The organism is Gangjinia marincola (genome assembly GCF_039523415.1).
Lineage (GTDB): Bacteria > Bacteroidota > Bacteroidia > Flavobacteriales > Flavobacteriaceae > Gangjinia > Gangjinia marincola.
On sequence record NZ_BAAAFG010000005.1, the window covers coordinates 33,754 to 58,918 of the forward strand.

A 25,165-nucleotide genomic window follows, 5' to 3' on the forward strand; every position below is an offset into this window, starting at 1 on the left:
TAGCTTTTTAAATTACTGTCAACAGTCAGACGGATAAGGCAGTAGCATCCCAACTTAAATTGAGAGAGCTCCATTTAGCCTTTAGACGTTATTCGGTTTATGTATTGATATAGCTATCGCCGATCGTTGTTACTCTGTTAAATGTTTAGGTTACTAAAGTAGTAAATTAGATAACCAAATAACAGTCATGCTGTCTGGCCATGTTATATCAGCACTAAATATACAAGGTATTCTATATATTTTAAGGATAACAGCAGGTTCTGTTACACATTATCTATTTTTAAATCTTTTTTAATTCAGCGACGAATTTAAACTACCTCCCCAATCACAAAAATCGTGGGGCGTTTATGTAGATCGACCTTGGTGTTTTTCCATTCTTTTACGGACTTGGTAGATATGTATTGATCGGTCAAGGTAAGATCACATCCTATACACAACATGGTTTGTGGGAGTAAGGTTTGGATTAGTTGATCCAGCAATTTGTTGTTGCGGTATGGAGTTTCCATAAAAAGCTGCGCCTGGTTCTCTTCCAGCATCCTGCGCTCCAGTTGCTTTAGTTTTTTCTTTTGTTCGGTTTTATCCAGGGGCAAATAGCCGTTAAAGGCAAAGTTTTGACCGTTTAATCCGCTGGCCATCATAGTGAGTAGGATAGAAGAGGGACCAACTAACGGCATAACCTTGATATTTTTTGCGTGGGCTTTTGCGACCACCACGGCACCGGGATCTGCGATGCCGGGGCAACCTGCTTCACTTATGATCCCCACATCATGTCCATTAAGACAAGGCTCCAGCATGGCGCCGTATTCCAAAGCATCTGTGTGTTTATTGAGTGTTTGTAAGTGTAACTCTGCCTGGACTTTACCCGGGACAACATGTTTAATAAACCTGCGGGCGGTTTTTTCATTTTCTACAATAAAATGATTCAGGCGTTGTAGGGTATGAATAACCGCAGGAGATAAGACATCTGCTGCGGTTTCTTCATTGCCAAGATGGGTGGGAATTAAATAAAGTTTCCCTAACTGGGGTGCATTCATTAGTTCTTGATCAGTTTTTGTGTAAACGTACCTTGCTTGGTCTCTACCGTCACAAAATAGAGTCCGGCAGATTGCGTATTGAGCTTCACATTTGCTTCGCTTTGATCATTGTGATAGATCATTGCTCCTGTAATATCTCGTATGATCACGGTAAACGGCGATTCGATTCCGCTAAGGGTGAATTCTTCCTGAGCAGGATTAGGGAACATGGAAAATGCAGTTGCTGAATTATCTGCGGTAGAAAGGTTGGTCGATACGACTTTAAATATTCTTCCGGATAGGGCAGCCACATACAAATTCTGTTGGTTATCCTCACCAAATCCTGCAAAGCCATTACCGGGATAGGTACTGTCCCACATTAAATTATCGTTTTCATCAATAATGCCGAGTTCATCACTCACATAATCGGCAAAGATGTATTTTCCCACCAGATCAGGAAATTCTGTCCCGCGATAGACCATTCCGCCGGTGACAGAGCTTCTTCCGCCATTTATATGGGCGTAATCCACTAAGGGGAAGGTGAGATCATCATCTTCGGGGCAGTCACCACTTTGATTAAAAACGGCATTCCCTTCATAACATCTCCAACCGTAGTTAATCGCTTCCGCGGAAGCGGACACCCTATTAATCTCTTCAAACGCATTTTGACCTACATCTGCTATCCAAAGCGTACCTGTGGGCTCATCAAATGAAAATCGAAACGGATTTCTCACCCCTATACTCCAAATTTCATCTGCAACATTATCGTCATCAACAAATGGATTATCTGCGGGGATGTAGGGCGCAGGAATATCTACATCCAGCCGAAGCATCTTGCCCAATAAATTTAACGGGTCCTGAGCGCGATCCCCGGGATCACCACCACTACCTCCATCGCCACTGCCGTAAAACAGCTTGCCATCTGGTCCAAAGGCGATGGTGCCACCATTATGATTGGCAAAGGGTTGATCGATTTGTAATAAAATAGTTTCAGAAGTTGGATCAGCTACATTAGCATCACCTGAAACACTAAAGCGTGAAATAACCGTATCTCCATCGGCATCTGAATAATGCACATAAAAGAAGCCATTGGTTGTATAATCCGGATGAAAGGCAAGCCCAAGCACACCTCGTTCGCTATTGGTAGTTATTTGGTTAGAAAGGTCTAAAAAAGGATTGGGCAGTGTAGTACCATCAGGTTGAAGGATTTTGATTAGTCCTTGTTTTTCTACGATGAATAATCGGTCATCGTTCGCGTGTTGAATGTCCAGGGGTTGAGAAAATCCCGTAGCCACTTCTTCTAAATTAAGTTGTTGTTGCGCCTGCATTAGGCCACAAGTCAACCCTAACATGATTAGTGTTTTTTTCATGATTCAATAGTTTTCTATAAAGATACAGATAAAGTTGTATAGTTTGTGAGAGATGAATCTGTGCGAGGCGAGTTTGTGCGAGGCGAGTCTGCGAGAGGTGAGTTTGTGAGAGGTGAGTTTGTGAGAGGTGAGTTTGTGAGAGATGAGTTTGTGAGAGATGAGTTTGTGAGAGATGAGTTTGTGAGAGATGAGTTTGTAAGTTATCATAATGTCACAAATGCAAAAATAAAATTTTTGGGAATGTAGTGATTGAGATTTCTTTTTTGATTACCGAAGCTTAAAGCTAGCCAGTAATACGCTCTTTCTCTTGACGGAGAAGGTGGGGATGAGAAATTAGGAAATGAAATTAAAGTTGAAACTGAAATTAAAACCAATACAATTGGAATTTGGATATTGATTATTGAGATTTTTTTTGACTATAAACCAGTACTAGTTGTTCAAACAAGAAATTACGTCCTATCAAGCTCCTTAGCAATGACCTTACAGGCTTCATCCAACATGTGGTAGACCTTTTCAAAGTTTTTAGGACCTCCCTGATACGGGTCTGGAACATCAACGCGCTCACCCGGGAAAATAGCCTCTAAAATTAAGGAGACTTTTTCTTTGTCCTGATCATTACGCGCAAGCGCAACAACATCGCGATAATTCGCATTGTCCATGACGTAGATACGGTCGAACACATCAAAATCACGAACGCTAAATTGTCGGCCGCGTTGATCGGTAATGTCTAATCCGTGTTTTTTTGCTTCATCAATGGAGCGTCGATCAGGTAGATCGCCAATGTGATAATTTGAGGTGCCGGCAGAATCCACCATTACCTGATCTGAAGTTTTAGCGTCTAAAATACCTTCGGCCAACGGGGAGCGGCAAATATTGCCCAGACAAACCATCAAAACTTTGGTCATGATAACCTTGTTTACATGGTTAATTTCTTGTCCAGATCTTCCACAAACTTTCTAAACTGCTTATCGGTGGAGGCCAAATTATCTACGGTCTTACAGGCGTGGAGTACAGTGGCGTGATCACGGCTTCCTATTTGAGAACCTATACTGGCCAACGATGCCTTGGTTAATTTTTTAGCAAAGAACATGGCTAGCTGGCGTGCCTGTACGATGTGTCTCTTTCGGGTTTTGGATTGCAATGTATCCACATCCATTTGAAAGTAATCACTCACTACTTTTTGAATGTAGTCAATAGAAACTTCACGCTTGGTATTCTTCACGTAGTTGTCTACGATCTTTTTCGCCAGGTCAAGGGTAATTTCACGCTTATTAAACGAAGAGTGTGCAATTAAAGAAATGATCGCACCTTCCAATTCTCTAATGTTGGTTTTGATGTTGTTGGCTAGAAACTCGATGATTTCTTCGGGCATTTCAACTCCGTCTCTAAAGAGTTTATTCTTTATAATTGAGATGCGGGTTTCAAAATCGGGTTGTTGTAGCTCTGCGGAAAGACCCCATTTAAAACGGGATAACAACCGCTGTTCAATATCCTGCATATCTACAGGAGCCTTATCACTGGTTAAAATAACCTGCTTCCCGTTTTGATGTAGGTGATTAAAGATGTGGAAGAAAACATCTTGTGTTCCTGCTTTACCAGAAAGTAACTGAATATCATCTACAATCAATACATCAATCAACTGGTAGAAATGAATAAAATCATTTCGGTTGTTCTTCTTAACCGATTCGATGTACTGCTGGGTAAATTTTTCTGCAGAAATATATAACACCGTGCGCTCAGGATAGTGTTCTTTAATTTGAACTCCGATCGCATGTGCCAAATGTGTTTTTCCTAAACCAACTCCGCCAAAAACTAAAAGCGGGTTAAACGATGTTCCGCCAGGTTTATTGGATACTGCGAGACCTGCAGAACGCGCCAAACGATTAGAATCACCTTCTAAAAAGCTTTCAAAGTTATAGCGTGGATTAAGTTGAGACTCGATTTTTACGTTTCGAATCCCCGGGATGACAAAAGGATTCTTTAATTCAGGATCTTTGTGCTTTACAGGAACGTCTACTTGTTGGTTACCAACATTAGAGGGTTTTTCGCTGGGAATACGTTCTGTAAAGGGTTGTTTGTTGCCGTAGGTATTTTCCATTTTGATCACATAGACCAATTTGGCAGTTTCCCCTAATTCTTTGGTTAAGGCAACTTTTAAGATTTTTACGTAGTGCTCTTCAAGCCATTCGTAAAAGAATTTTGAAGGTACTTGGATGCTTAGTGCTGCATCAGAAAGTTTTACAGCTTTAATCGGTGAGAACCAGGTTTTATACGCCTGTGGTGTAATGTTATCTTCAATAAAGGACAGACAATTCCCCCAAACTGATTCTGCAGTCTTCCCCATAATTAATTAATCGCTTTAGTTTAGTTAGTGTAAAAAAGAGATTTCAGTTTGAGAATCTCCTTAGATCATTAGCGAAGCAAATATGTGAACAAAAAATGGTATAAAAAAATCAAAATACTATTGAATATTCAATATTTTTTTCTCAATATGAACTTTGTTTAAATGTACAAATTTAAATTCACCTTTAATCCATACTTTGAATCATTTCACCTCTAAAATTAAGGTTCGCTACGCAGAAACAGACCAGATGGGCGTGGTACATCACGCAAATTACCCGTTATATTTTGAAGAAGCCCGTCTTAATTGGTTGGACAATTTAGAGATATCGTATGCGACTATGGAAAAAGACGGGATCATGCTCCCGGTTTATAAAATCTCTGTCGCCTACCATGCTCCTGCGCACTTTGATGACGTACTTAGTGTAACTACATCTCTAGTAGGAAAACCCACGGCTAAAATTGTATTTGATTACCGTATTTTAAATCAAGAAGAAAAATTAATTGCGACAGGTTCTACGACCTTAGTTTTTGTAGACGCCACTTCTAGAAAACCTATTGCTTGTCCAAAGATTATTTTAGATCGTTTGGGGTTTTAATAATGGATCAATCAGTCCAATTCTTTTACGGTTATGCCGTAGATTGCTTCAAAAAGAGCGACCATAGATGCTAGATCATTTTTTCGTATCGCCAGCGTCATTTTACAGGTTAGCGTCATTTCTTGAGCTACGATGTCAAGATTTTTTTCTTTAATCACGCACATCACTTTATTGAGTAGGGGATACTCAAAGCTTAACTCAATTTCGATGTCGATGGTTTTTTCTATAATCTTTGCCTCCTCTATGGTGAGTTGGGCGGTTGTGCGATAGGCGTTGATGAGTCCGCCGACGCCTAATTTCGTTCCGCCATAATACCGCAGTACGACCACCAGAACATTGGTGAGATCATAGGATTGCAACTGACCGTAGATGGGCATGCCGGCACTGTTAGAAGGTTCACCATCATCATTAGCTCTATATGAATCGTAGGATTTACTCAATTGCCAGGCGTAACAAAAATGACCGGCCTGGTAGTGCTCTTTCTTGAGGTGATCCAGGTGCTTTTTGATGTCGTCTTCATTCGTTACCGGAAATGCGTAACCAAAAAATTTGCTGTTTCGGTCTTTAAATAAGATGCCTTCAACAGGAGCGAGAATGGTGTTATAGGTGTCTTTCTCTCTAGTCATTATAATGAGGCGTACGCAACTAAGAGAATACTCAGGATCGCTAGTCCTATCCCAATCCAATTCTTAAGAATCAAACGTTCTTTAAATAGTATAATTCCCAGGGCAGTAGAAACCATTACAATAGAAACATTGTTTACCGTAAAAACGGTTGAACTTTCAAATCCGGGAGCTTTTAGAGCTTTGATTAAAAAGTAAATCGAAAAATAGTTAGGAACTCCTAAAATAATCCCTGCCAGTATGCTTTTAACTGAAATCTGTTTCTTTGTTTTGATGTACTGAAACAACATTACACTCAATCCAATAACCGCTGCAACCGCAAAAATCCCTGAAGAAAACAGCGGAGTCTCCTCTGCAGGTACATAATTAGTTTCTAGATATTTAAGGCTGGTGTCTATCACACCACTCCCTAGAAATACCATTAAGGGATAAACGAGATTTTTTTTGTCAATGCTGATCCCTGATGTTGATTTAATCGAAGCCAAATACACTGCCACTAATGCCAGTATGATTCCCAAAAGCTTCAGGAATCCGGTACTTTCATGATATACCGCTATTCCAAACACCACGGGTAGCGCTACACTCATTTTACTGGCTACCGAAACGACCGAAAGCCCACTGCGCTGAGTAGTAATGGCCATCACATTAAACACCACGATAAAGAGGACACCCAGCAGTAACGCCCCATAGAACCAGGAGGAAGAAATCACTTGGTCAACGGTGACAGGTTGATTAAAAGCAATCAACCCCGAAGCACAAGCGGTGACGTAATTCATCACAATTGCCTGAAAAGTGTCTACCTTATAGCGATCAAACAATTTAAAAACAACAAAGATGGTGCTGGAAGCCAGTACGCTGAGTAATAAATAAATCAAAAGAGCTCCTTTTTTATCGCAAACAAATCTACAACATCCTGCGTAGCGGGATTAATATTCCAGGTGTGAATTCCCAATTTTTCAGCAGCTACAGTATTTTCTAAGGTATCGTCAATGAATAATGTTTCTGTAGGTTTCATCTTATGTTGCTCCAGCACATATTCATAAATTTCCAAGTCTGGTTTTCGCAGGTTTATTTCATGCGATAAGTAAAATCCATCAAAGGAGTGTTTAAATTCAGGATAAAAAGACACATGTTTTTTGATGTAATCGATATGAATCTGATTGGTATTACTCAATAAGATAAGCTTGAACTTGCCCTCAGTACGTAATTGCCTTAGAAAGTCGAGTCTGTACGCCGGGAATTCTTTTAAAATGGCATTCCAATGATGTACAATTTCTTCTTTTGAGACATCAAAATAGTTGTGATACGCCTCTAAAAATTGTTCATGGGAATATTCACCTTTTTCAAAGGCGATGTTTAATTGCTCAAGGTGCGGAGGTAAGTTGTCTATTCCTGCTTCACGAAATGAATTTATCGTTGCGGTTTTATCCAAATTGATAAAGACATCGCCAAAATCAAAGACTAAATTCCTGATCATTATAGTAAATTTGGTGTACATCACGCAAGACATTATGCGTTAAACAAGGTTCATGCTTTATCGCCGGAGCTTTAACACCATCTTCCAGCCGGTGTGGCCCGGTGAATACATGTGCCTCATCCCACGATTCAGTATCAATGAATAATTTCAAAGTTTTGGTTCCACCTTCAACTAAAATAGATTGAATGCGCTGGTGATAGAGGATGTCCAGGATTTCTTCGGTAATGGATTTTGTAGGATCTAATTTTTTGATTTCGGCATGTTTTATTCGTGTTTCTATATCTACCGTGGTGAGTACAAGGGTTTCGGCTTGACCGTCAAAAAGAGTTTTATCAGGGTCTAAGGTTTTCTTTGTATTGAACACAATACGAGTTGGACTCCTCCCAAACCAATCTCTGGCAGTGAGGCTGGGATTATCTGCGGCTAGAGTTGCGCCGCCTACCATAATTCCCATCTCCTGTACCCGTAATTGATGAGCAATCTGTCTGGAGTAAGGATTAGTGATCCACACAGGTTCGGCCTTGTCGCGTTGATAGGGTGGTGGTGCGATATAGCCATCTTTAGTTTGCGCCCATTTAAGGGTGACATACGGGCGTTTCTTTTCGTGATAGGTAAAAAATCGTCGGTTGAGCGCCCTGCATTCTTTTTCCAGTACACCGGTGATTACCTTTATCCCGTGATCCCGCAGTTTTTTGATTCCTGTGCCGGCTACTTTTTCATTAGAATCTACCGCACCTATAACTACTTTTTTTACGTCGCTTTTAACAATAAGGTCAGAACAAGGCGGAGTCTTCCCAAAATGATTACAAGGTTCCAGACTAACGTACAAGGTTGCTTTTTTTAATAGCTCCGGATCAGTCACCTGGCGAATGGCATTAACTTCGGCATGAGGACCCCCATGTGGGCTAGTGTAGCCTTCGGCTACAATCATCTTATCCACTACGATCACGCAACCTACCGATGGATTGGGCATGGCAGCCACTAGACCAAGTTTGGCTAATTGCAGGCAGCGTTTCATGTAAATTTCGTCTGTTGACGCCATGGGGTTATATGGTTTAACCTTTATCTTTGTCGCTAAAATAAGTAAAGCTTGGCACACCGCATTAGAAAAATTACTCCGGAAGATAATCCAACCGTAGCACACTTCATTCGCAGCGTTTTTGATGAAATGGGCATTGCAAAAGTAGGCACTGCCTATGAGGATGTTACGCTGGATCGCATGTTTGAAACCTACCAGGCTGCGAACACCACTTATTTTGTTGTTGAAGAAGAAGGCGAACTTATTGGTGGCGCCGGGATTGCACCCTTATCGGGTGCAGAGGCTCATGTGTGCGAACTCCAAAAAATGTATTTTTCACCAAAAGCACGGGGGAGAGGTATTGGCAGTGAAATGATCACCTATTGTATGGATTTCGCCAGGGAAGCCGGGTATACCTTGGCGTATTTAGAAACCATGCCCTATATGCATGCCGCCAAGAAGTTATACGCGAAAACCGGTTTTACGCCTATCAATGGTCCCATGGGGGATACGGGACATTATTCCTGCAATGTGTGGATGACCAAAGCTCTATAATATGCGGTTACAGGAGCTTCAGGAAGCAGTTAGGCAAGAATTAAAAGAGTATTATCCATTGACCGAAGTGGATAGTTTTTTTTACCGTCTGGCGGAAGATTACTTGGGTTATACCAGATTTGAAGTAAGCCTGCATGAGCAGGAGGAAATTTCGGCGAAAGCCAAAGAGAATTTTTTTAGTGCGCTGAAACGGTTGAAAAACCACGAACCTATTCAGTACATCTTAAGAAAGACAGAATTCTACGGACTAAGCTTAGCCGTGAATCCTACTGTGTTAATCCCACGTCCTGAAACCGAAGAGCTGGTTGATCTCATTATTTCACAACACAAAGACAGGCAAGATTTAACGGTGGTAGATTTGTGTACCGGGTCTGGCTGTATCGCGTTGGCTTTAGCTAATCACCTAAAAAGTGCAGAGGTTACGGGAGTGGACATATCCACTGGGGCATTGGAAACAGCGCGTTACAATGCAGCTCAACTCCAGATACCTGTAACTTTTTTAGAAAAAGATGTTCTAACGGGTTCATTGGACATCAAAAATGTGGACATTCTTGTTTCTAATCCACCCTATGTAAGAAATCTGGAACAAAAGGAGATGTCAGCCAATGTGTTGAATTACGAACCTCATTTAGCGCTATTTGTAGAAAATGAAGATCCACTTTTGTTTTATCGTTATATCGCGGAAATGGCAAAAAAGACGCTATCTCCAACCGGTGTGGTATATTGCGAAATAAATGAATATCTGGGTAAAGAGACCAAACAACTCTTTAAAGATGCAAGGTTTAGTATGGTTGAGGTAAAAAAGGATTTATTTGGGAAGGATAGAATAGTAAAAGCATTCTTATGAAGTCTTATGCCTTAAAAAACAAGAGTGTTTTAGTAGTAAGAGAACCACTGGCACGTGATGCTGAAAATATGATTGCTTATGCTAAAACAGTAGGTGACGAAACCGATTTGCTCACGTTTAATGCAGCAGACTTTGACATCACCCTTGATGAAGAAATAGAATTAATTCATCGTTTTAACAGCGATCGTATCAACTTATGCATGTTAGGTATTATTAATGAAAAGATCGTTTCCATGTTGAGTACTAGAACCAGCAAGCGACCACGATTACGTCATGCAAGTGAATTTGGTATCTCTGTGCTTAAAAACGAATGGAATAATGGCATTGCAAGAATCATGATTACCGAAATGATATCACGTCTAAAGCAAAATGGTACTACAACTAAGATCAATTTAAAGGTTTTGGTGCATAACACCAATGCTATTAAACTTTATACCTCTCTTGGCTTTAGGATAGAGGGTCGTTTAGTAAATGATTTTAAATTAAATGATTCTTATAGCGATTGCTATTGTATGGGTCTCATAATTTAAGTGTAAGATTTTAAGATAAATTTTTTTGTATTGATGCCTCTCCCTATTTTAGTGCGCATGAATCAACTACAACGAATTTGTGTGTTCTGCGGGAGCAGTCCCGGGAATAACCCTCAAATCAATCAACAGGCCCAACACTTAGGAAAAGTCTTGGCTCAGCAGGACATAGCACTGGTCTATGGAGCGGCTAAAATTGGGGTTATGGGCGATGTGGCCAAAGGTTCGCTTAATCATGGAGGGAATGTAATTGGTGTAATACCAGATTTTCTAAAGCTAAAAGAAGTGGTACATTTAGGACTTACGCAACTTATTACCACAGAGAATATGCACCAACGTAAACTCAAAATGCATGAATTAAGTGATGGCTTTATCACCTTACCGGGTGGATTTGGCACTTTTGAAGAATTGTTTGAGATTATCACCTGGGCGCAGTTAGGTTTGCATCAAAAACCCATTGGACTACTTAATGTAGATGGTTTTTATGATGATTTGTTGGAAATGCTTCAGGTTATGGTGGATAAAGGTTTTTTGAAACAAGAAAATTTTGATTTACTATTGGTAAATGATGAGGTAGAAGCACTTTTGGAACAAATGAAAACCTATCAGGCACCAGTCATTGAAAAATGGCTTAAAGCAAACCGAACTTAATTTTCCTTCCTCTCGATGAATTCAAGTCAACAGATTGAAGCCCTGCGTAAAGAACTACGTGAACATAACCATATGTATTACGTTCTTGATCAACCTAGCATTACTGACTACGAGTTTGATCAAAAACTCAAGGAATTAGAAGCTTTAGAAGAAAGGCACCCGGAATTTTTTGATCCTAATTCTCCCACCCAGCGCGTGGGTGGAGCGATCACCAAAAACTTTGAAACGGTTAAGCATGATTACCGCATGTATTCGCTGGATAACTCTTATTCTAAAGAAGATCTGCAGGATTGGGAAAAACGCATCAAAAAAAATATAGACGGTGACGTTGAGTATACTTGTGAACTCAAGTATGACGGAGCTTCCATCAGTCTTACCTATGAAAATGGCACTTTGCTGAGAGCCGTTACCCGCGGAGATGGTTTTCAAGGAGATGATGTGACGAATAACGTAAAGACGATACCTTCTGTTCCATTGATCCTTCAAGGAGATTATCCTGATCGATTTGACATACGCGGTGAAATTGTATTGCCGCTTCAAGGTTTTGTGGCGATGAATAAAGTAAGGCTGGAAGCAGGAGAAGAGCCGTATGCAAATCCAAGAAACACAGCTTCTGGCAGTTTAAAATTACAGGATAGTGCTGAGGTAGCCAAACGACCCCTGGTTTGTTTGTTGTATAATATCACCGGGAATCAGTTAAACCTGAACAGTCAATTTGAAGCTTTAGAAAAAGCAAGAAGCTGGGGGTTTAACGTACCAGATGTCGCTCAAAAATGCGCGAATATCGATGAGGTATTGGCCTTTGTGGCCTATTGGGATATACATCGGCATGATTTACCCTACGAGACTGATGGCGTGGTGATTAAAGTGAACAGCTTGCGCCAGCAGGAGGAACTTGGGTTTACGGCTAAAGCTCCACGCTGGGCGATGGCCTATAAATTCAAAGCAGAACAAGAAGAAACACTGTTAGAAAAAATCACCTATCAAGTGGGACGAACGGGAGCCATCACTCCGGTGGCGAACCTTAGTCCGGTGCAATTAGCCGGCACCACGGTGAAAAGGGCTTCATTGCATAATGCAGATCAAATTGAAAAACTAGATATCCGTGAAGATGACACCGTGTTTGTGGAAAAGGGAGGAGAAATTATTCCTAAAGTTATTGGAGTAAATTTTGAAAAAAGGCCCCAAGACTCAATACCTACTCAATACATTGAAGAATGCCCGGAGTGCTCCACGACGTTAATACGCAAAGAAGGCGAAGCCCAGCACTATTGTCCCAATGCAGAGGGGTGTCCGCCGCAAATCATTGGGCGTATTCAGCATTTTATATCCCGTAAAGCCATGGATATAGAGGGACTGGGTGGCGAGACGGTTGCGCTATTGGTAAAAGAAGGACTGATTGAGGACTATGCAGATTTGTATGAGTTACGGGTGGATGATCTGCTTCCGCTGGAGCGCATGGCCCAAAAAAGTGCTGAAAATCTGGTGGAAGGCGTTGAGGCTTCGAAGCAAATTCCGTTTGAACGCGTATTATTCGCCTTAGGAATACGCTACGTAGGGGAGACGGTCGCCAAGAAACTGGCCAAGCACTTTAAAAATATGGATGCAATCGCAGAAGCTGACTTTGACATGTTGGTTTCAGTAGATGAAATAGGCGATAAGATTGCAGAAAGTGTGCTGGATTTCTTCCGACAAGAAAAAAATCAGGAACTCGTTCAGCGACTTAAAGCGAAAGGGCTTCAACTAAGCCTTTCTGAAGAAGAGTTAGAAAATCAAAGTGATACCTTAGCGGGAATGTCTATTGTAATATCTGGAGTTTTTGAAACGATCTCCAGAAATGATCTTAAAAAATTAATTGAACAACACGGTGGGAAAGTAAGTAGTTCAATTTCATCAAAAACAGCATATTTAGTGGCAGGAAATAATATGGGGCCAAGTAAAAGAACAAAAGCAGAATCCAATGGCGTTAAAATAATTAGCGAAAAAAGTTTTTTGTTTATGCTGGAATAATATATTTATATTATTGATTGATTACATAAAACATACCTTTAGGTCAACCTACACCAAAATATGCTTGGTATTTTTTGTTGTTGCGTTTGTGTTATCTGTATATGGAAGCTACATGAACGATGTATGGGTAGAGATTTTTTACTTGGCTTCGTTTATCGCTCTTTTTTTTTCGTATAATCACCGTCGTAATAAGACGCCAATTTTATTTTATCTGGTTTACTTTATATCCATCGTTACAGATGGTCTGCTTATTTACGATTATCGTGCTTTAGAATCGCTGATTCTTTTCATGTATACGGGTGTCTTCTTGGGGATGATCTTGTTTTCTATCATTGAATTTAAGCCTTTTAGGCCTGAACCTATTGATTGGTTGAGTCTACTAATTATATATTCTTTTATTCTTTGGTTGATTTATTATATGTTCCAAATCTCACAACATTTAGGTTTACCTTGGCGTATTGACTATTCTGTATACACCATCGTTTTAGCAATTTTTAGCATTATTTCATATACTCATTATACCGGTAAATCATACAAAGCCTCTCTTTGGTTAGCATTATCTTCTGCATTTGCCATCATGGCAGGTGTGATTTATTTTATCTATGAATATTCGATTTCAACATATTTCGTAAAATTATTTTATACCATTTTTCACTTTTTGTGGTTTTTTGCAATTTTAAATTACATCAAAGAACGACGCACGACAAACAAACTACGTTTTTTTGGAGTATAGATCAACAAAATAGTTATTTTAGTAATCAGTAAATATTGACTCCTGAATACCGCTATACCAAATCTTGAAAAATCTTTTAAAGCAAAAATTGCACTCGTTATAGTTTTTGTGTGCTTAGTCGCTTCTATTTTTGGCGTTATCTTAAAGAATTGGTGGCTGGAAAGTTTTTATATTTTTTCAGCAATTGGGATCTATCTGGCATTTGACAAAACTTCTTTCAAAGTTACCCCACTCATTATATGCTCTTACGTTCTTTTGATTGTTGCAGATGGTATTGCTATAATTAATTATCAAGAATATGAAATTTTAACCATAGTACTATCCTTGATTTCTTACGGCATTTTCAATATTTTTTTGTTTTTAGAGTTTAAACGGCCCAGAATAAAAAAGATAGATATTTTAAGTTTATCAATTATTTACATCTTTATTTTTTGGTTGATATATATGTTTGCGGGGATAATAGAAAATAATGCTGATTCGGGCAGTGAAACAGATTGGGTTTTCTATGTATTTATGGCTAACATGGTTATTCTTTTACTAGGTTCTTTCACACATTATACAAGTCGATCCTACTGGGCTTCAATGTGGTTGGTCGTTATTGCATCTTGCGCTGTTATTTCAGAATCTGCTTTTTTCCTCACAGAATATCTCATAGAAACAAAAGCACTTAAAATCATCTACATCATTTTTCATTTGGTATGGTTTTATGCCACCTTATGCTACGCACAAAAGCGTAGAAAAACAAATAAATTCCCGCTGCTTGGAATATAGACTTATTCTAAAAAAGTCTAAATTTACGGTCCAATAATTTATAAATGATCTTTAAAGGAATAAAGGCTTCGGCAGTCAAAAAAGCGATAGAACAAAACTTAAAAAAATCTTCTAAGCCTTTAATTAATTATCCCACCAGCGTTGGTTTCATTGTTGATATTGATCATTTTTCTAATACAAATGAATTATTTTCACTTGCTCAGGATTTGAACATTAAGGCAAAACATGTGGAGATTATCTCTTATTCACGTACCATCAAAGTTGGTGAAAACTATTCTGGAAAAATGTTAAATGATAAACAAGTAGGATGGAAGGGTGAATTTAAAAGTGAAGCCGTCTCTAATTTTGTAAATAAATCCTTTGACATGCTGATTAATTATTTTCAAGAAGAAGTAGAGACGATGGTATTAGTTTCTGCTCAGTCAAATGCTTGTTTAAGGGTGGGTTTTCCAGAAATTGATGATCGTCTAAACGATTTTACCATAGCGACTTCACTACAGAACATTGAATTATTTGGCAATGAGCTTAAAAAGTATTTAGACATTATCTATCAAAAAGCATAACACAACATGAAAAGTTTAAAAGGTATAGGCGTGGCATTGGTCACCCCATTTACAAATGAGAATACTATTGATGTAGAAGCACTACAACAGATTGTAGCCTATCAAATTAATGAAGGGGTAGATTATTTAGTCGTACTGGGTACTACAGGTGAACCGGCAACCTTAGATAAAGTCGAAAAAGAATTAGTCAAAAAAACGATAATAACGGCTAATGATGGGAAACTTCCATTAATATTGGGAATTGGAGGTAATAATACGAAAAGTGTAATAGAAGAACTAAACAACACAGATCTTAGTGCGTTTGAAGCAGTGTTATCGGTTTCGCCGTACTATAATAAACCAACGCAAGAAGGAATATTCGCTCATTTTGAGGCAGTGGCGAATGCTTCTCCCAAGCCTATAATTCTTTATAATGTGCCGGGAAGAACTGCTTCTAATTTGTCGCCGGCTACTGTTGCTAAATTGGCCCAAGTAGAAAATATTGTCGCCATAAAAGAAGCTGCAGGAGATATTGTTCAGGCCATGGAGATGATTAGGCTTACGCCCGAAGATTTTTTAGTAATCTCTGGTGATGATATGATCACTCTACCTATGATCTTGGCAGGTGGTGCCGGAGTGATTTCTGTCATAGGAGAAGGATTTCCAAAAGCCTTTTCAACCATGGTTCATCTTGGTTTGGAAGGTAGAAATACTGAAGCTTACGCGATACACAACTCTCTAGCACCTTGTATTAATTATATTTTTGAAGAGGGGAATCCTGCCGGGATCAAATCTGTATTCAAGGCAAGAGGAATGTCAACCGGAGAGGTACGATTACCCTTATTACCCGCAAGCCAATCCCTGGAAGATAAAATCAGCAGGTTTGTAGCTGATTTTAATGTGTGATAGAAGTCATTGTGCAACATCAGGTATATTTTTTAGTTTATCTAGAAAGGTGTACTTTTGCAAATCTTTGAAAAACCAATGAAGAAAATCATATCAATTTTTATCATTTTAATCAGCTTAACGGGCTGCGGTGAATATCAGCGTGCCTTAAATGGAGATGATGTGGGTAAAAAATACGAAGCCGCAGTCGCGTTGTATGAAGAAGCTCAGGAAAAAGGTAGAAGCAATAAGGGTAAGTATCGAAAAGCCCTTAGGTTACTGGAACAGGTTGTTCCTCAATACAGGGGTAAACCACAGGGAGAAAAGCTATCCTTTATCTATGCAAATACGTATTTTGAATTAGGAGATTTTTCATTGTCTGGGTACGAATTTGATCGCTTTTCAACATCATATCCCAGAAGTGAGCGCGCCGAAGAAGCTGCCTATAAAAGCGCAAAAAGCTACTATTATGATTCGCCGCGATATACCTTAGATCAAACCTCGACAAATCAAGCAATCCAAAAGTTGCAAACCTACATTAATCGTTATCCCAGCGGAGAATATTTAGACGAAGCAAACGAACTGGCAAAAGAGCTAAGAGAGAAACTGGAAGAGAAAGCCTTTGAAATTGCTAAATTATACTACAATCAGGGAGACTTATTTATTTCGGGGTACAGTAATTATCAAGCTGCAGTATCAGCATTCGATAATTTTATTGTAGATTATCCAGGAACGCCTTATCGCGAGAAAGCGTATTATTATAAATTTGATGCTCAGTACAAATATGCGATCGGTAGTTATGAATTATTAATGGCAGATCGACTTAAAGAAGCTAAAGAGTACTTTAAAACATTAAAAAAATATTATCCTGAAGGTGAACTCACTGCGGATGCAGAGGAATCCATGACAGACATCAACGAACGATTACAACAATTAGAAAAGTAAGATAGATGAATACAGATCTTAAAAAAAGCGACGCTCCTGTGTCTACAGTAACCTTTAATCGTAATGAAATAGATACTCCTACAGATAATATCTATGAGGCAATCGCAATCATTTCAAAGAGGGCTACTCAAATAAATAGCGAAACCAAGAAAGAACTATTAGAAAAGTTAGACGAATTCGCTACATATACAGACAATCTAGACGAGATCTTTGAAAACAAAGAACAAATCGAAGTGTCTAAATTTTATGAGCGTTTACCTAAACCTCATGCGCTTGCCGTACAAGAGTGGTTAGAAGATAAAATCTACTACAGAGATACGAAGAGCGATAGCCAAGAATAAGGCGATGGCTATTTTAGCCGATAAAAAGATTCTTTTAGGCGTTACTGGTGGTATCGCCGCATATAAATCTGCATTACTTGTGCGCCAATTTATCAAGGCTGGCGCACAGGTTAAAGTAGTCATGACAGAAGCTGCAAAGGAATTTGTCACTCCGTTAACCCTTTCTACTTTATCAAAAAACGAAGTGATCTCTTCATTTACACATGATGAAGATGAAAATGCAGTGTGGAATAATCACGTAGAACTAGGGTTATGGGCAGATTATATGGTTATTGCTCCTGTGACGGCAAATACCATGTCCAAAATGGTCTCTGGAGCAGCAGATAATATCTTGTTAGCGACATATCTTTCTGCTAAATGTCCGGTGTATTTTGCTCCGGCGATGGATTTAGATATGTATCAACATCCTTCCACAAAAAACAGTATTGCTAAATTACAAGAGTTTGGAAATACATTTATTCCTGCAACCTCAGGCGAATTAGCCAGCGGGCTGGAAGGACAAGGTCGTATGGCAGAACCTGTTGATATAGTAAGTTTTGTAGAGAACCATATTTTAACTGGCTTAGCACTGCATGGTAAGACCTGTCTCATTACAGCTGGGCCTACATATGAACCTATAGATCCTGTACGATTTATTGGAAATCACTCCAGCGGAAAGATGGGTTTTGAAATTGCCAAGGCTATGGTTAATCAAGGAGCAAAGGTGATTCTAGTTTCGGGTCCTTCACATGAAACCATTGATTCTAAGTACGTTGAGCGAATTGATGTAATGAGTGCAGCGCAAATGTTTGATACTGTCAAAAAACGCTTTGCCTCTTGTGATATAGCAATTGCTGCTGCAGCCGTAGCAGATTATACTCCGGTACATGTTGCGGATCAAAAAATTAAAAAGAAAAAAGAAAATCTTGTATTAGAATTAAAAAAAACTACAGATATCCTCAAATACATGGGCGATCATAAGAAATCGCAGTTTGTGGTTGGTTTTGCGCTTGAAACGCAAAATGAACTGGCCAATGCGAAAGAGAAGCTAGCACGAAAAAATGCAGATTTCATGGTGTTAAATTCACTCAATGATAAGGGAGCCGGATTTAAAAAAGAAACCAATAAAATTACCATCATTCACAATAACGGTGACCTAAATGAGTTTGAATTAAAGTCAAAATCTGCCGTAGCAAATGATATTGTTCATCAGATAATTCAACGTACAGCATGAGATTTATTTACCTTTTGATCATAATATTCAATGCATCTTGTATTTCAGCTTATTCACAAGAGCTAAAATGCAGCGTCATTATGAATGTTGAACAAACCGGTCAAACTAATTTACCAATTTTTAAAACCCTTGAAACGGCTATTTCTGATTTCGTTAATAAAAATGTTTGGACAGATAAAGAAGTAGAACCTTATCAACAGATTGATTGTAGCATGTTTATTACGGTATTGGGTTATCAGGCCAATACATTTACTGCAAATATACAGGTACAATCTAATCGGCCGGTTTACGGGAGTGTCATGAGTACACCGGTATTAAATTATAATGATCAACAGTTTACATTTGTCTATAACGAGTTCCAACCTTTAAATTATGATCCCAATACTTTTGTCAATAATTTAATTTCGGTATTGAGTTTTTACGTTTATACGATTTTAGGTCTTGATGCAGATACGTATAGCGAATTGGGTGGAGATGAATATTTTGAAGAGGCGCTTCAAATTGTAAATACCGCTCAACAGAGCGGATCTGCGGGATGGAGTGCAGGTGCAGGATCAAATGCCAATCGGTTTAGATTGAATAAAGATTTATTATCCAATAATTTTATCGATTTTAGAAAAGCATTATATACATATCATCGCCTTGGATTAGACGTAATGCATGAAGATGTTAAGGCTGGCAAGGAGGCGATCATTAACTCAATTGCCACACTTAGAGCAGTGAATAACAACAGACCTAACTCGCTTTTAATGCGTTCTTTCTTTGATGCGAAAGCCACCGAAATTGAGGCTATATTTACAGGAGGTCCCAGTGTTCCTATCGCGGACTTAAAAGATAATCTTTCCAGAATTTCGCCCATGAATAACAAAAACTGGCGAAACATTAAAATGTAGTTCACAGGTTTTATTGCGCTATAAAAACATCTTATCTTAGCGTAAAATTTATCGTGTGCTAACGTCATTAGATATTCAAAACTTTGCGCTCATTGAGGACATTCATATTGACCTTGCAGATGGCTTTACTATTTTGACGGGTGAAACCGGTGCAGGTAAATCCATTTTACTGGGAGCTCTTGCGCTTTTATTGGGTAAAAGAGCAGATTTATCCACCGTAAAAAATCAGGCGCAAAAGTGTATTATAGAAGCAAACGTTGATATCACGGCATATAAACTTCAAAAATTATTTGAGGTAGAAGATATAGACTACGAGGATTTAACCATTATTAGGCGAGAGATTTTACCTAGTGGGAAATCCAGAGCATTCATCAATGATACTCCCGTACGCCTGGACACGCTTGCATTACTGGGAAAAGAATTAATCGATATTCACAGTCAGCATGATACCCTGTTGATTGGAAATACCGCCTATCAATATAAACTTATTGATTCCCTTGCGGAAAATGAGTCTCACCTTGATGCTTATCGCATTCAGTTTGAACACCTCAAAACACTTGAAAAAGAATTAGAAGATCTGCAGATTGCTCAAGCAGAAGCTTCTAAAACACACGACTATAATGCATTTTTAGTGCAAGAGTTAAATGAGATTGATCTCATACCGGGAGCGCAAGAAGAGCAAGAAGAAATTCAGCATGGTTTAAGCAACGTAGAACTAATAAAAGAACAATTAGGTCAATCCTATGAAGCGATTATCAATGAAGACGTTGGTATAGAGCAGGCGTTACAGGAGATTAAACGTAATCTTCAATATATAGCTTCATTCTCCAGTGAATACCAGCAACTCCTTGATCGCATTGAAAGTCTTAAGGTAGAAGTACAGGACGTCGCACAAGAAATGGATCAACTCAATGATAAAATTAGTGATGATCCACAGGAGTTGATACGAGTAAACGATTTTTTAGAGCAATTGTATGCCCTGCAGAAAAAACATCAAGTTGACAGTATTGAGGGACTCTTGCGCGTTAGAGAAAAGCTTGAGTATAAGGTAAGCATCACTACGAATGCAGAAGAAGAGGTTGCTGCAAAAGCTTCAGAAATACAAAAAGCGAAAGAAGAGGTTGTCAAGCTTGCAGATACGTTATATCAAAGACGTCAGCATGTTATGGCTGATTTTATCGCTTCCGCGGAAGCAGAAATAGCCCGTATGGGAATGCCTCACGCCAGACTCAACATAGAACTGGCTAAGACAGATTCATTAAATTCTTATGGAGGTGACCAAATGAACTGGTTACTATCTGCCAATAAAGGCGGCTCTTTCAATGAGATCAAAAAGGCAGCCAGTGGAGGCGAACTTTCCAGAATTATCTTGGCCATGAAAAGTATTCTTGCCCGGCACAGTCAATTACCCACCATCATTTTTGACGAGATCGACACGGGAGTTTCTGGAGACATTGCACAAAAAATGGGCGTAATTATGCAAAAGATGAGTAAAGACATGCAGGTACTCTCTATTACTCATTTACCCCAAATTGCAGCTAAAGGTGATCAACATTTCAAAGTATTTAAAGAAGAACATAACGGGAATACTATCACTAAGATCAAAGCATTAACACAGCCTGAACGTGTGGAAGAACTTGCTGCAATGTTAGGCAGTAGTAGTGATGCCTCTAGCGCAATGGCGCATGCAAAAGCCTTATTAGAATAATATAAACCAATCAACATTATGTCAACAACCAATTTATTGAAAGGAAAGAAAGGAATCATATTTGGCGCCTTAGATGAACATTCTATTGCGTGGAAAACTGCCGAACAGGTTCATACTCACGGGGGAGAATTTGTACTTACTAATGCGCCTATTGCCATGCGTATGGGAACTATTAATACACTGGCAGAAAAAACCAATGCGACTATCATCCCTGCAGATGCTACGAACCTGGAAGATCTTCAAAAACTGGTTGATGAATCTCAGGAAAAACTTGGTGGTAAATTGGATTTTGTTCTACACTCTATCGGGATGTCTGTCAATGTAAGAAAGGGTCGCCATTATACCGATCAAAAGTATGACTGGACAGAAAAAGGCTGGGACGTGTCTGCGCTATCCTTTCATAAGGTAATGCAAACCTTGTATAAATCTGATGCGATGAATGAGTGGGGGAGTATTGTTGGGTTGACATACATTGCGGCCCAGCGTGTGTTTCCTGATTATAATGATATGGCTGACAACAAGGCCTATTTAGAGTCCATTGCCCGCAGTTTTGGTTATTTCTTTGGCAGAGATAAAAAGGTTAGGGTGAATACGATCTCCCAATCGCCAACACCTACTACAGCAGGAAAAGGCGTAAAAGGATTTGATGATTTTATCTCATATGCCGAAAAAATGTCCCCCTTAGGAAATGCTACAGCAGGTGATTGTGCAGATTATATAGTTTCATTATTCTCAGACTTGACCAAGCGCGTTACACTGCAAAATTTATTTCACGATGGAGGATTCTCTAACATGGGGGTTAGTCAGGCAGTGATTGAAGGGTTTTCTGAGTAGATGAATGTTGTAACTAATCCTGAATAACAGGAGTGAATTCATTAAAATAAACATATTTACCAATTTTTGGTATATTTGAATAAAGAGGAAAAATGAAAAACACGTCTATTTCGCTTGGAAACTATTTTGATCAATTTGTAAAAAATCAGGTTTCTGCGGGTCGATATAAAAATGTAAGTGAAGTCATTCGCGCAGGGCTTAGATTATTAGAAAATGAGGAAAGTAAAGTGACTGCTTTAAGAAACGCAATCCATGAGGGATTGAATAGCCCTTTAGTTGAGGACTTTGACTTTGATAAAAATCTAAACCATCTAAAAGCCCAACAGCAAGATAATGCCTAAGATTGTTTTAAGACAACAATCCATTGAGGACTTGAATGCCATTTGGCTTTATACTGCTAGTCAATGGTCCCAACAACAAGCCGACAAATATTATACTTCTATCCAAGATGCGTGTAATTCCATTGGTGAACAACCAGAGATTGGGAGAAATTATGATGCTATAGAACTAGGCTTATTTGGTTTTAAAATAGGGAGGCATATTATATTCTACCTATTCGCGTCAACAGATAAGATAGAGGTTATACGAATATTACATGAGCGTATGGATTTGAAAAATAGATTAAGAAACTAAACTAATTAAACGTTAAACCTAAGACTTTTTCACTTTTATCCTACATGACCAAACCCGTTTACTCTTTTATCATTCCTGTATATAATCGCCCGCAAGAGATTCGGGAATTGTTAGGGAGTATGCTTGAACTAGATGGAGAGTTCAATTATGAAGTAGTTATTGTAGAGGATGGGTCTCAGGAGACTTCAAAAGGGATTGTAGAAGAATTTAGGGGAAAGATTGATATCAATTATCATCCAAAAGAAAATACTGGTCCGGGTCATTCCCGTAATGTAGGAATGAGTATCGCACAAGCAGACTATTTCATCATTTTAGACAGCGATGTTCTGCTTCCGCCCAATTACTTAAATGTAGTAGACGAATTTTTATCTCAGCATGATGTAGATTGTTATGGAGGACCAGATGCAGCCCATGAGTCATTTTCTCCTACACAAAAAGCCATTGACTACGTGATGACCTCTTGGTTAACTACCGGAGGAATAAGAGGTAAAAAGGGAACGCTAAGCTACGAACCAAGAAGCTTTAACATGGGGCTTTCTAAAAAAGCCTTTGAGGCTACCGGTGGGTTTGGATCGATACATCCTGGGGAAGATCCAGATTTATCTATTCGTCTAAAAAAGCAGGGTTTTACTATAGGTTTAATTACATCAGCTTTCGTTTTTCACAAAAGAAGAATAAGTTGGGATAAATTTTTTATTCAGGTTTCTAAATTTGGTCGAGTGCGTCCTATTCTAAATTCGTGGCATCCTAAACATACTAAGCTCACATTTTGGTTTCCTACTTTTTTTTGTATAGGATTTATCATTTCACTCGTAACATTAGCCTGGGGGAATTATTTATTGGTTTTGTGCTATGCTAGTTATGTTTTAGCTATTTTTATTGATGCAACGCGGCGATATCAATCTGGTAAAATTGGATTAATGGCCGTTAAAGCCATGTGTTACCAATTTTTTGGATATGGAAAAGCCTTTTTGGAATCAACGATTCGCATTGGTTGGTTAAAGTTAGACCCCAAAAAAGAATACCCCGAATTATTTTTTGATCGATGATAAAAAGAATCAAACAAACAGCATCTCAACGTATAAAACGAACTAATTTCAAAGCTCTCGTATTCTTTTTAATTTTATCCTGTATTGTTTGGTTATTCGTTCAGTTTTCTATGGAATATGAAAAACAGTACGCTTTCCCTCTTTCTTATATAAATGTACCTAAAGATAAAGTGATTAAAACAAGCAATCTTGATACGTTGAACATAAGAATCAAAGAAAGTGGTTTTAAACTTTCCTGGATTAGTTTAGTAAATAAGAACTTAGATATTGATGCTTCCAAGTTAGATCAATTTGGTGATGTACTCTTGTTTGACGCAAAAATATATACCCCATTGATTGCCGAAGCTTTGACAGTAGCTTCACAGGATATTGTACTTCTCACACAACAGGCACAATTACCTTATGATCAAAAAGAAACCAAAATGCTACCGGTAAAGTCAGGTCTCATTATAGCTTTTGCACCCGGATTTGAAACACCTGGAGTTACATTTAGTCCGGATTCCATAAAAGTAAGTGGAAGCAAAGAAACACTGGATACTATAAGTGCATTGTATACCGAAAAGTTAGTTTTTGAGGATGTGGCAGAGAGTCTCACAGCGTCTGTCCCGATCAATACAAAAAATTTACTTGATGTTACGCTCTACCAAAATGAAGTAGCCTACACCATTAACGTAGATAAATTTACTGAAGGTAAGATCAAAGTTCCAATCGACATCATAAATGTACCCGATGATGCCAGTATTTCAATCTTTCCAAAAAATGCTGTAATTACCTATCAGGTTAATTTAGCTGAATTCAATAATGTAAATACAGAAAATTTCAAGATTAGCTGCGATTTTGCTAAACGCAAAGAGGGAAATTTGATGTTGCTTGAAATTTCTGCGCAACCAGAAATTGTTCGGCAAACCAGATTGAATATCAATAAAGTTGAATACATTCTAAAGCAATGATAATTGTTGGGCTCACCGGTGGTATAGGAAGCGGTAAAACTACTGTTGCAGCAATGTTTGCTGCTTACGGAGTACCAGTGTACATCGCAGATGATGAAGCTAAAAAACTCATGAATTCTGATCCTGACCTAATCACAGAAATAATTAGTTTATTTGGTAATGATGCGTATGAGGATGGTCAACTCAACCGTAGATTTTTGGCAGACAAAATATTTACAAATGAATCTTTAAGAGCACAAATGAACGCTCTCGTTCATCCCGCAGTACATCGACATTTTGAAGCCTGGAAAAAACAACAGGATTATCCATACGTTATATACGAAGCTGCTATATTGATCGAAAATGGCGGGTATAAAAACTGTGATTATGTTATCTTGATCGTTGCTGATAAAACTCTTAAAATGAATCGATTGAAAGAGCGTGATGATAGCTCAACAGCTCAAATTGAGGCACGGATGAACGCACAATGGTCTGACGAAAGGAAAAAAGCTTACGTCAACTTCACCCTACAAAATACGACACTTGATCATCTTAAATCCCAAGTAGAATATCTTCACCAAATGCTCTTATCGATGGAGTAAGTTAACATTTGTTCGGCTTGTTAACATTTGGTTAAACACCTACAGCTCTAAATGTTA

29 protein-coding genes and 1 pseudogene are annotated in these 25,165 nt (G+C 38.7%); 21 read left to right on the plus strand and 9 right to left on the minus strand.

Features of this window, described 5'->3' with window-relative positions:
• Positions 1-308: 308 nt before the first annotated feature.
• The 5 genes and pseudogenes from ABD000_RS03925 to dnaA form a co-directional block, all read right to left on the minus strand.
• Positions 309-1,034: an SAM-dependent methyltransferase gene (locus tag ABD000_RS03925; RefSeq protein ID WP_343764119.1), complete on the minus strand. Its 726-nt coding sequence runs from the start codon at positions 1,032-1,034 to the stop codon at positions 309-311.
• Positions 1,034-2,383: a PQQ-dependent sugar dehydrogenase gene (locus ABD000_RS03930; RefSeq protein WP_343764122.1), complete on the minus strand. Its 1,350-nt coding sequence runs from the start codon at positions 2,381-2,383 to the stop codon at positions 1,034-1,036. Before ABD000_RS03930 ends, ABD000_RS03925 begins: the two co-directional genes overlap by 1 nt.
• Positions 2,319-2,528: pseudogene (locus ABD000_RS14025) on the minus strand (pentapeptide repeat-containing protein); the annotation flags it as partial. The pseudogene ABD000_RS14025 and the gene ABD000_RS03930, both read right to left, overlap by 65 nt.
• A gap of 304 nt (positions 2,529-2,832) precedes the next feature.
• Positions 2,833-3,288 (minus strand): low molecular weight protein-tyrosine-phosphatase, encoded by a 456-nt coding sequence (locus ABD000_RS03940; RefSeq protein ID WP_343764126.1) that lies wholly within the window; start codon positions 3,286-3,288, stop codon positions 2,833-2,835.
• 11 nt (positions 3,289-3,299) lie between these two features.
• The gene (gene dnaA, locus ABD000_RS03945) at positions 3,300-4,727 is read right to left on the minus strand and encodes a chromosomal replication initiator protein DnaA (RefSeq protein WP_343764128.1); all 1,428 of its coding nucleotides are present in this window, start codon (positions 4,725-4,727) and stop codon (positions 3,300-3,302) included.
• A 196-nt stretch (positions 4,728-4,923) separates the two neighbouring features.
• Here dnaA and ABD000_RS03950 point away from each other — a divergent pair, with 196 nt between their 5' ends.
• Positions 4,924-5,322 carry an acyl-CoA thioesterase gene (locus ABD000_RS03950; protein ID WP_343764130.1) on the plus strand — a complete coding sequence of 133 codons (399 nt, stop codon included), beginning with the start codon at positions 4,924-4,926 and terminating at the stop codon, positions 5,320-5,322.
• Between the two features lie 11 nt (positions 5,323-5,333).
• Here the strand turns inward: ABD000_RS03950 and ABD000_RS03955 are convergent, their stop codons facing one another.
• From ABD000_RS03955 to ribD, 4 genes are read right to left on the minus strand one after another with little or no spacing between them, the layout of a single operon-like run.
• Positions 5,334-5,948, minus strand: coding sequence for an IMPACT family protein (locus ABD000_RS03955; protein ID WP_343764132.1), 615 nt, complete (start codon positions 5,946-5,948; stop codon positions 5,334-5,336).
• Complete coding sequence (locus ABD000_RS03960; protein ID WP_343764134.1) at positions 5,948-6,820, minus strand: EamA family transporter; 873 nt, start codon at positions 6,818-6,820, stop codon at positions 5,948-5,950. Before ABD000_RS03960 ends, ABD000_RS03955 begins: the two co-directional genes overlap by 1 nt.
• On the minus strand, positions 6,817-7,422 hold the full coding sequence (locus ABD000_RS03965) for an HAD family hydrolase (RefSeq protein WP_343764136.1): 606 nt from the start codon (positions 7,420-7,422) through the stop codon (positions 6,817-6,819). Before ABD000_RS03965 ends, ABD000_RS03960 begins: the two co-directional genes overlap by 4 nt.
• Entirely contained in the window at positions 7,400-8,464 is a 1,065-nt protein-coding gene (gene ribD, locus ABD000_RS03970) for a bifunctional diaminohydroxyphosphoribosylaminopyrimidine deaminase/5-amino-6-(5-phosphoribosylamino)uracil reductase RibD (RefSeq protein ID WP_343764138.1), read from the minus strand. The genes ABD000_RS03965 and ribD overlap by 23 nt, the downstream gene beginning before the upstream one ends.
• A 48-nt stretch (positions 8,465-8,512) precedes the next feature.
• Between ribD and ABD000_RS03975 the strand changes: the two genes are divergently transcribed.
• The 20 genes from ABD000_RS03975 (at position 8,513) to coaE (ending at position 25,108) form a co-directional block, all read left to right on the plus strand.
• Positions 8,513-8,995 carry a GNAT family N-acetyltransferase gene (locus ABD000_RS03975; protein ID WP_343764140.1) on the plus strand — a complete coding sequence of 161 codons (483 nt, stop codon included), beginning with the start codon at positions 8,513-8,515 and terminating at the stop codon, positions 8,993-8,995.
• 1 nt (position 8,996) lies between these two features.
• Positions 8,997-9,842, plus strand: a complete 846-nt coding sequence (prmC, locus tag ABD000_RS03980; RefSeq protein WP_343764144.1) for a peptide chain release factor N(5)-glutamine methyltransferase — start codon at positions 8,997-8,999, stop codon at positions 9,840-9,842.
• Complete coding sequence (locus ABD000_RS03985; RefSeq protein ID WP_343764148.1) at positions 9,839-10,372, plus strand: GNAT family N-acetyltransferase; 534 nt, start codon at positions 9,839-9,841, stop codon at positions 10,370-10,372. Before prmC ends, ABD000_RS03985 begins: the two co-directional genes overlap by 4 nt.
• A 57-nt stretch (positions 10,373-10,429) precedes the next feature.
• Positions 10,430-11,020, plus strand: coding sequence for an LOG family protein (locus ABD000_RS03990; protein WP_343764150.1), 591 nt, complete (start codon positions 10,430-10,432; stop codon positions 11,018-11,020).
• Between the two features lie 15 nt (positions 11,021-11,035).
• Complete coding sequence (gene ligA, locus ABD000_RS03995) at positions 11,036-13,030, plus strand: NAD-dependent DNA ligase LigA (protein ID WP_343764152.1); 1,995 nt, start codon at positions 11,036-11,038, stop codon at positions 13,028-13,030.
• Between the two features lie 64 nt (positions 13,031-13,094).
• Positions 13,095-13,763: a hypothetical protein gene (locus ABD000_RS04000; RefSeq protein ID WP_343764154.1), complete on the plus strand. Its 669-nt coding sequence runs from the start codon at positions 13,095-13,097 to the stop codon at positions 13,761-13,763.
• 108 nt (positions 13,764-13,871) lie between these two features.
• Complete coding sequence (locus ABD000_RS04005; RefSeq protein ID WP_343764156.1) at positions 13,872-14,534, plus strand: hypothetical protein; 663 nt, start codon at positions 13,872-13,874, stop codon at positions 14,532-14,534.
• Between the two features lie 44 nt (positions 14,535-14,578).
• A complete protein-coding gene (locus ABD000_RS04010; RefSeq protein WP_343764159.1) occupies positions 14,579-15,097 on the plus strand; it encodes a DUF6913 domain-containing protein in 519 nt (172 codons plus the stop codon).
• Positions 15,098-15,103: 6 nt separating this feature from the next.
• Positions 15,104-15,982, plus strand: coding sequence for a 4-hydroxy-tetrahydrodipicolinate synthase (gene dapA / locus ABD000_RS04015; protein WP_343764162.1), 879 nt, complete (start codon positions 15,104-15,106; stop codon positions 15,980-15,982).
• 78 nt (positions 15,983-16,060) lie between these two features.
• Entirely contained in the window at positions 16,061-16,906 is an 846-nt protein-coding gene (locus ABD000_RS04020; RefSeq protein WP_343764164.1) for an outer membrane protein assembly factor BamD, read from the plus strand.
• Positions 16,907-16,911: 5 nt separating this feature from the next.
• Complete coding sequence (locus ABD000_RS04025) at positions 16,912-17,247, plus strand: DNA-directed RNA polymerase subunit omega (protein WP_343764166.1); 336 nt, start codon at positions 16,912-16,914, stop codon at positions 17,245-17,247.
• A gap of 4 nt (positions 17,248-17,251) precedes the next feature.
• A complete protein-coding gene (gene coaBC / locus ABD000_RS04030; RefSeq protein ID WP_343764168.1) occupies positions 17,252-18,460 on the plus strand; it encodes a bifunctional phosphopantothenoylcysteine decarboxylase/phosphopantothenate--cysteine ligase CoaBC in 1,209 nt (402 codons plus the stop codon).
• Positions 18,457-19,353, plus strand: a complete 897-nt coding sequence (gene porD / locus ABD000_RS04035) for a type IX secretion system protein PorD (RefSeq protein WP_343764170.1) — start codon at positions 18,457-18,459, stop codon at positions 19,351-19,353. Before coaBC ends, porD begins: the two co-directional genes overlap by 4 nt.
• A 55-nt stretch (positions 19,354-19,408) precedes the next feature.
• Positions 19,409-21,061 carry a DNA repair protein RecN gene (recN, locus tag ABD000_RS04040; protein WP_343764172.1) on the plus strand — a complete coding sequence of 551 codons (1,653 nt, stop codon included), beginning with the start codon at positions 19,409-19,411 and terminating at the stop codon, positions 21,059-21,061.
• An 18-nt stretch (positions 21,062-21,079) separates the two neighbouring features.
• Positions 21,080-21,895, plus strand: coding sequence for an enoyl-ACP reductase FabI (locus ABD000_RS04045; RefSeq protein WP_343764175.1), 816 nt, complete (start codon positions 21,080-21,082; stop codon positions 21,893-21,895).
• A 92-nt stretch (positions 21,896-21,987) separates the two neighbouring features.
• Positions 21,988-22,236: a type II toxin-antitoxin system ParD family antitoxin gene (locus ABD000_RS04050; RefSeq protein ID WP_343764177.1), complete on the plus strand. Its 249-nt coding sequence runs from the start codon at positions 21,988-21,990 to the stop codon at positions 22,234-22,236.
• Complete coding sequence (locus tag ABD000_RS04055) at positions 22,229-22,528, plus strand: type II toxin-antitoxin system RelE/ParE family toxin (protein WP_343764180.1); 300 nt, start codon at positions 22,229-22,231, stop codon at positions 22,526-22,528. The genes ABD000_RS04050 and ABD000_RS04055 overlap by 8 nt, the downstream gene beginning before the upstream one ends.
• Positions 22,529-22,572: 44 nt before the next feature.
• On the plus strand, positions 22,573-23,577 hold the full coding sequence (locus tag ABD000_RS04060; protein ID WP_343764183.1) for a glycosyltransferase family 2 protein: 1,005 nt from the start codon (positions 22,573-22,575) through the stop codon (positions 23,575-23,577).
• Positions 23,574-24,527: a CdaR family protein gene (locus ABD000_RS04065; RefSeq protein WP_343764185.1), complete on the plus strand. Its 954-nt coding sequence runs from the start codon at positions 23,574-23,576 to the stop codon at positions 24,525-24,527. The genes ABD000_RS04060 and ABD000_RS04065 overlap by 4 nt, the downstream gene beginning before the upstream one ends.
• Positions 24,524-25,108 carry a dephospho-CoA kinase gene (gene coaE / locus ABD000_RS04070; RefSeq protein ID WP_343764187.1) on the plus strand — a complete coding sequence of 195 codons (585 nt, stop codon included), beginning with the start codon at positions 24,524-24,526 and terminating at the stop codon, positions 25,106-25,108. The genes ABD000_RS04065 and coaE overlap by 4 nt, the downstream gene beginning before the upstream one ends.
• Positions 25,109-25,165 lie beyond the last annotated feature (57 nt).

Bases quoted from the DNA above. Each gene is read 5' to 3' on its own strand.
- ABD000_RS03925 (WP_343764119.1), bottom strand. From the start codon at position 1,034: ATGAATGCACCCCAGTTAGGGAAACTTTATTTAATTCCCACCCATCTT.
- ABD000_RS03930 (WP_343764122.1), bottom strand. From the start codon at position 2,383: ATGAAAAAAACACTAATCATGTTAGGGTTGACTTGTGGCCTAATGCAG.
- ABD000_RS03940 (WP_343764126.1), bottom strand. From the start codon at position 3,288: ATGACCAAAGTTTTGATGGTTTGTCTGGGCAATATTTGCCGCTCCCCG.
- dnaA (WP_343764128.1), bottom strand. From the start codon at position 4,727: ATGGGGAAGACTGCAGAATCAGTTTGGGGGAATTGTCTGTCCTTTATT.
- ABD000_RS03955 (WP_343764132.1), bottom strand. From the start codon at position 5,948: ATGACTAGAGAGAAAGACACCTATAACACCATTCTCGCTCCTGTTGAA.
- ABD000_RS03965 (WP_343764136.1), bottom strand. From the start codon at position 7,422: ATGATCAGGAATTTAGTCTTTGATTTTGGCGATGTCTTTATCAATTTG.
- ribD (WP_343764138.1), bottom strand. From the start codon at position 8,464: ATGGCGTCAACAGACGAAATTTACATGAAACGCTGCCTGCAATTAGCC.
- prmC (WP_343764144.1), top strand. From the start codon at position 8,997: ATGCGGTTACAGGAGCTTCAGGAAGCAGTTAGGCAAGAATTAAAAGAG.
- ABD000_RS03985 (WP_343764148.1), top strand. From the start codon at position 9,839: ATGAAGTCTTATGCCTTAAAAAACAAGAGTGTTTTAGTAGTAAGAGAA.
- ABD000_RS03990 (WP_343764150.1), top strand. From the start codon at position 10,430: ATGAATCAACTACAACGAATTTGTGTGTTCTGCGGGAGCAGTCCCGGG.
- ligA (WP_343764152.1), top strand. From the start codon at position 11,036: ATGAATTCAAGTCAACAGATTGAAGCCCTGCGTAAAGAACTACGTGAA.
- ABD000_RS04010 (WP_343764159.1), top strand. From the start codon at position 14,579: ATGATCTTTAAAGGAATAAAGGCTTCGGCAGTCAAAAAAGCGATAGAA.
- dapA (WP_343764162.1), top strand. From the start codon at position 15,104: ATGAAAAGTTTAAAAGGTATAGGCGTGGCATTGGTCACCCCATTTACA.
- ABD000_RS04020 (WP_343764164.1), top strand. From the start codon at position 16,061: ATGAAGAAAATCATATCAATTTTTATCATTTTAATCAGCTTAACGGGC.
- ABD000_RS04025 (WP_343764166.1), top strand. From the start codon at position 16,912: ATGAATACAGATCTTAAAAAAAGCGACGCTCCTGTGTCTACAGTAACC.
- coaBC (WP_343764168.1), top strand. From the start codon at position 17,252: ATGGCTATTTTAGCCGATAAAAAGATTCTTTTAGGCGTTACTGGTGGT.
- porD (WP_343764170.1), top strand. From the start codon at position 18,457: ATGAGATTTATTTACCTTTTGATCATAATATTCAATGCATCTTGTATT.
- ABD000_RS04045 (WP_343764175.1), top strand. From the start codon at position 21,080: ATGTCAACAACCAATTTATTGAAAGGAAAGAAAGGAATCATATTTGGC.
- ABD000_RS04050 (WP_343764177.1), top strand. From the start codon at position 21,988: ATGAAAAACACGTCTATTTCGCTTGGAAACTATTTTGATCAATTTGTA.
- ABD000_RS04055 (WP_343764180.1), top strand. From the start codon at position 22,229: ATGCCTAAGATTGTTTTAAGACAACAATCCATTGAGGACTTGAATGCC.
- ABD000_RS04060 (WP_343764183.1), top strand. From the start codon at position 22,573: ATGACCAAACCCGTTTACTCTTTTATCATTCCTGTATATAATCGCCCG.
- ABD000_RS04065 (WP_343764185.1), top strand. From the start codon at position 23,574: ATGATAAAAAGAATCAAACAAACAGCATCTCAACGTATAAAACGAACT.
- coaE (WP_343764187.1), top strand. From the start codon at position 24,524: ATGATAATTGTTGGGCTCACCGGTGGTATAGGAAGCGGTAAAACTACT.